Source organism: Pseudomonas gingeri (assembly GCF_013386165.1).
In the GTDB taxonomy this organism is placed as follows: Bacteria; Pseudomonadota; Gammaproteobacteria; order Pseudomonadales; family Pseudomonadaceae; genus Aquipseudomonas; species Aquipseudomonas gingeri_C.
The window spans coordinates 1-5,985 of record NZ_JACAOS010000025.1 but is presented as its reverse complement, the minus strand read 5'-3'; the positions used below and the strand labels follow the sequence as shown (position 1 = coordinate 5,985).

Here is a 5,985-nt window from a genome sequence, read left to right as displayed (position 1 = left end):
GTTGGCACCCCCATCGTGATCATCGTGGACGAGGCCACCATCCTCGCCGCCGACGATACGGACACCAACGGCCTGGTCGTGGCGTTCATTCTCTATGACGTGGTGGACAACGCATCCACTTGGAGTGCCGGGGTCCGGGTCGTGGTCGACACCGGAAGCTCACGCCTCATAGGGCCGTTGATCAAAGAAGCGGTGAATATGGTGCTGGATATGGATCGGTTAGGGGAGGCTGACCTGACCTTCCAGGTCTTTACGTTCGGTGGTGAGTTTGCAGTGGGCGACCAGATCGAAATGCGCTTGTCCGGCCTCACCGCGAGCGGTGAACGGGTGGATAAAACCTACCCGCCGGAGGTGATTACAAACGCAGCGGGCATCACCGAATTCACACGCCCCAGTACCGAGGTCCGCGCGCTGGCCGGGGGGATTCATGCGACTTTTTTCTATCGACTGATCAAGGCCGATGGCAGCGATGACCTGTTCTCCAAGACCTTTTCCCCGAAGGTAATTGGCCGCAGCACGATCCTTGCCGCCCCCATCGCCTACGACGAAATTGCCGGCACCCTCGACCCGGACTTGCCGAACACCCGGGTCGATATTCCCTGGGACGACGGCATGGCGCAGGGCAACGTCATCATGCTGGTCTGGGAGGGGACGACGGCGAACGGGATCCCCTACGCACCCGATTTGCCCTTGCATCCGATCACCGACAATGAGGTGGGGAAAACCATTCCGATCAGCGTCGACGGCGTGCACCTGAAGGCCATCGAAGACGGCACACTCGAGCTGTATTACTGGTTGCTGGACAATGAGATCAACCGGGCGGCCATCAGACACGAATCCCTGCACGCCGGCCCCTTCCGTATCGGGCCGTTCGTGGCCGAATTGCCCGCGCCGGTGGTCCAATACGAGAGCGGTGGCGTGCTGGATCCGGACGACGTGCCGTTGACGGGTACGCAGTTGACCGTGCTCCAGTACACCGGGCAAATCGAGAAGGACGTGGTGCACATTCTCTGGTGGGGCTCGATCACCGGGCGCTACCGGGACCAGATCACCCTCAATTCGGTCACGGATAAAATCGATGTGCCGTTCACGATCCCCAAGGCGCTGGTCGAAGGCAACCGCGGGGGCACCGTGCAGGCCCTGTACTGGGTCAAGCGGGCCAATGGGCATGTCAGCCCCTCAGCTATTTTGCTGATGAGCATTGGCGCCGCGATGGATCTGCTGGCCCCCAGCGTCAAGGAGGCCACCGGGACGGCCCCCACCCAGCAACTGAATCCGGTGGCGGCCAGCACGGCCCTGACCGTGGTTATTCCCAATTACGGCCTCCAGCCAGGCGATGAGGTCCGCGTGACCTGGGCAGGTACTGCTGGAGAGGGTTCCTATGTGACCCCGGTGCAAGAACTCCCCCCAAATCGCGAGATCGATATCCCGATGGAGGTAATCGCTTATAACCTGGGAGAGCCGGTGACGGTCAGCTATACCGTGACCCGTAACGGCGACGAATCCCTACCCTCGGACTTACTCACTCTGACCGTGCTGGACATGCCCGCCGATGCGCTGGAGCCAAGCAAGCCACGTATCCTGGAGGCCGCCAATAACGGCGCGGGGCCTGAACTAAACGTAAGCAATTTGACCGGCGACGCCACGGTACGTATCGACAGCTGGCCGCTTATTGCACAAGGCCAACGCATCTGGTTGCGCCTGGTGGGAACCAAGGATGATGGTTCAGGTTACGAGAAGCTCTGGGGCGGAGCGAGTAACTGGGTGAGCGCCGAGTGGTATCGGCAAGGATACGGTGAAAAAATCGTCCCCGAAAGCGAGCTGCGAGCACTACGCGACGGCAGCACATTGACGCTGGAATTCAAGGCCTCCTTTAACCAGAGCCTCGATGAAGATCAGGCCACACTCTTTCCGTTGCGTACCTATACCGTCAATGCAATTGCCCTGGAGGCGCCGAACATTAGCGATATCCGCGATTCCAAGCGCTCTATCGTCGACAAGATCACCGCCGATACCAGCGTCACTGTCACCGGCACCGGCAGCAGCGGGCAAGATATCCAGCTTAGGGACGGCTCCGACGACATTGGCCCCGTCATCACCATACCCGCCACCGGGACCACCTGGGATGCCACCCTGACGGGGCTGACCGTCAGGGCCTACAGCCTCAAGGCCCGGGCGCTCTATGGCACAGGCATACCCGATTCGCAGGCAAAAGCCTTTATCGTCACCACCGCCAGCATCCCGACCCTGGACAACGTCAAGGACGATAAAGGCGCCGAAATCAACGAAGGCGATTTCACCACCTCCCTCCTCATCGACGTGAACGGAACCGCCAGCAGGGACCAGGAGGTGGAAATTTACGATGGCAACGGGGCCACCGCCGAGTTGAAGGGAACCACCAAAGCCGACCCCGTCACCGGACGCTGGTCACTGCCCGATATTGCCGTAACGCCAAAAGTACACCGTTTCTACGCCAAGGCGCTCTATAACACGGGCGGCACTGTGTATTCGAATGTGCGGAACTTTACCGTCATCGATATCCTTAACCTGCCCCCCAGCGTCAAGGAGGCCACCGGGACGGCACCCACCCAGCAACTGAACCCGATGGCGGCCACCACGGAACTGACCGTGGTGATTCCGAATTACGGCATACAACCTGGCGATCAGGTCCGCGTGACCTGGACCGGCACCGCCGGAGCGGGCTCCCACACCACCCAGGTGCAAGCACTGCCCGACAGCCGCGAGATCACCCTGCCGGTCTCGGTGATCGCCTATAACCTGGGCAAGCCAGTGACGGTGACCTACAGGGTGACCCACAACGGCAAGGAATCCGATCCATCAGCCCTGCTCAACCTGACGGTGCAGAGCTTCACCGAGAATGATCTGCTGGGCTCCAAACCGAAGCTCCTGCAAGCGGCCAACAACGGCGAGGGCAGCGAACTGGACCTGAACACCCTCAACGCCGATGCCAAATGCAGGCTGACCATCTGGCCGCATCTTGCCTCAGGCCAGGACATCTGGTTGCGCCTCAAGGGTACGAAGGCCGATGGCACCGTCCCTTATGACCTGACTATCTGGAACCCACCGCCCAGGGGCCCAGCTACCAGTCAGAGCTGGCTCGACGCAGGCTTCTATGACACCACCGTCCCCTACAGCTATCTGAAAGACCTGAAGGACGGCAGTACGCTGACGATTGAGTTCAAGGCGGACTTGAGCCAGACCACCAACGAGGCCAATGCAACCACCTTTCCGCTGCGCACCTATACCGTCAGGGCAATTGCCCTGGTTGCGCCTACCCTTGACGATATCACTGACTCCAAAGGCTCTGTCGTTGGCGGAACCACCTTTGAGAGCAGCGTCACCGTGACCGGTACCGGCAGCAGTGGGCAACAGATCCAGCTTAGGGATGGTGACAGCAACATTGGCTCCGTCATTACCATACCTACCTCCGGCACCACCTGGGACGCCCCCCTTACAGGACTGAACCCCAAGGCCTATAGCCTCAAGGCCAGGCCCCTCTATGGCACAGGTCTACCCGACTCGGACGCCAAAACCTTCACCGTAGCGACCGCTGTAGTACCGGAGATCCTATCGGTGGTGGGCAGACCGAGCAATACCGAGATACCGGACAACAGCTCCACCATGGACACCCAGGTATTCCTGATTGGGAAATCCATAGGAAGCGAGAGCATCCAACTGTTCGACGGAACGACGCCCATAGGCATCTACACGGCCACCGGCGGGAACTGGAACACCAGCGATCTGATCCCCGTAGGGCAAGGGCGACACAGTTTCACGGCCCAGGCGCTCTACGGCAACAATCCGGTATCGCTCCCGCGCACCTTCACCGTTAGCGGTGGCGCTAGCCCGACCCTTATCGATATCAGCGACTCCAAGGGCTCTGTCGTCGGCAAGTTCACCGTCGAAAACAGCGTCACCGTCACCGGTACCGGCAGCAGCGGTGGAGAGATCCAGTTGCTGGATAACACGACCAACATCGGCAGCCCGTTCAGGGTGCCTGACAACAGCACGACCTGGAGCACACCGCTCAACAACCTGACCTCCAAGGCTTACAACATCAAGGCCAAAGCGCTGTACGGCAATGGTCTACCCGAGTCGGCGGTCAAAACCTTCAACGTCACCGCCATGGTGAGGCCGAGCATCACGAATGTGGGAACCGCCTCGGGGGCGGAAGTGCCTGACGGCGGGGTAACCGACCAGGTCAACGTCACTCTATTCGGCAAGGCTTCGATCAACCAGCGCGTCGAGATCTTCGACGGCACCACCTTGAAGGACACCGTCGGTACCAACGGCAGCGGCGACTGGAGCCTGCACCAGAACGGGTTGGAGCAGCGCTTGCACAGCTTCACCGCCAAGGCACTCTATGACAGCAATCCAGTGTCGGATCCCCGCACCTTTACCGTGCAGACTGCCACTCTCCCTCCGTACATCACTGCGGTCAGGGATCCCGCCACTAGCAGCTTAATCCCCGACGGCGGTTATACCTCCGCGACCACCGTCGACGTGATCGGCAGGGCCCCGAGCAATGAGCGTCTTCAGGTCTACGACAACACCACCTACAGAGCCGACGTCGGCGTCGATGGCAACGGCAATTGGAATCTGTTGGTGGGTGCACTCACCTCAGGGCCCCACTTATTCAAAGCCAGAGCGCTGTATGGCAATAACCCGGAGTCCAATATTTGGGGGATTAACGTCGAAGAGCCCGAAGTCGGCCCAAAACTGACCTTCCCCTACTTCCGGGCGAAAGGGATCACCAACAGTCTCGACTATCGGGCCGACACGACAAACAACAAACTGCCGGCCCCGTTCTTCAATATCATCGTCGGCTCTTACTACAACGCCGAGGTCATGGTCGAAGTGCATCGGGCGCTCGTCGCCGGAGAATCCTACAACATCGACTTCAATGTGACGCCCGTGGGGTCCGCGCGAATTTCAGTAGTCGGCCCCCTCAGCCCCGGCCAGTACTGGAGGATCGTGGGGCCCGGCACCAACTTCAAGTACATGAACACGACGCACATTATCGCGGCCGATCCAAATGGTAACTGGCCCCGCACGACCTGGGGGGTGGTCACTTAGGAAAAGGTGAGCGATTTATTGAGATCACAAAGGGGAGCCAGGCTCCCCTTTCACTATTTCCGTCAATTTGGAGGCAGCCGCCTGCCGTTTTTCTTTGCGGCACGTTTTAAGCCGTCAGACCCGCAGCCGCCAACCCAGCACATCCATCAGGTCGCAGCCATCGCGCAGGACCATCGCGGGGACTTGGATGATGTGTTATCCGGCGATTTTGACGATCACCAGGAACGGCTGCTGCCTGTTTCTGGTAGCGTTGAACAGCTTGCCCAGAATGCGATCATGTCGGTGGCGCGCACGATCAAAGTGGCGTAGCGACACTAATCTTTGTTATCTCAATGAGTTTCGATAAGGGGGATCCCCATGCGACCGTCCGTTGTACTTGATCTCAGTCGCGGCGCCATCCGTGAAGCGGTCAGTCACTTTCGCACGGCGAATCCGCGTATCTTCGGCTCGGTGTTACATGGCACTGACCAGGACGGGAGCGACCTCGATCTGCTGGTTGATACGCTGCCAGGTGCCACATTGCTGGACTTGGGCGATCTGCAAGACGAATTGCAATCACTGCTCGGTGTTCACGTTGACGTCTTGACACCTGGCGATTTACCGCTGAAATTTCGAGCCCAGGTGCTGGCTGAGGCTCAGCCGGTATGACCGGGAACCGTCTTCCTGATTACATCGATCACATACAGCAAGCGGCAACGGATGCAGACGCTTACTCAGGAGGAGAGTTGTAGGCATTTACCTGCTACGAGATGATCCGACCAACGGCCCCGCTTTTCCCCTCCGACCTGTCAGTTCTGACAGTAGGCAGCCTTCGTTTTCAGGCATTCAATAAGGACCAGTCCACCGATTCTCGACTGGAGTCTCGCCATGTCCCCCAAGAAGCCCCGC

General features: G+C 59.5%; 3 protein-coding genes. All 3 read left to right on the top strand.

The features are described 5' to 3' along the window. The first annotated feature begins 15 nt into the window (after nucleotides 1-15). The 3 genes from HX866_RS30555 to HX866_RS30545 are packed head-to-tail and all read left to right on the top strand — an operon-like array spanning nucleotide 16 to nucleotide 5,745. Nucleotides 16-5,097, top strand: a complete 5,082-nt coding sequence (locus tag HX866_RS30555; RefSeq protein WP_218179817.1) for a hypothetical protein — start codon at nucleotides 16-18, stop codon at nucleotides 5,095-5,097. A 6-nt stretch (nucleotides 5,098-5,103) separates the two neighbouring features. After that, the gene (locus HX866_RS30550) at nucleotides 5,104-5,406 is read left to right on the top strand and encodes a hypothetical protein (protein ID WP_177105777.1); all 303 of its coding nucleotides are present in this window, start codon (nucleotides 5,104-5,106) and stop codon (nucleotides 5,404-5,406) included. Between the two features lie 48 nt (nucleotides 5,407-5,454). Further along, the gene (locus HX866_RS30545; protein ID WP_177105778.1) at nucleotides 5,455-5,745 is read left to right on the top strand and encodes a nucleotidyltransferase family protein; all 291 of its coding nucleotides are present in this window, start codon (nucleotides 5,455-5,457) and stop codon (nucleotides 5,743-5,745) included. The last annotated feature ends 240 nt before the right edge of the window (nucleotides 5,746-5,985 follow it).

Coding starts and splice junctions, on each gene's coding strand:
- HX866_RS30545 (WP_177105778.1), top strand. CDS start 5,455: ATGCGACCGTCCGTTGTACTTGATCTCAGTCGCGGCGCCATCCGTGAA.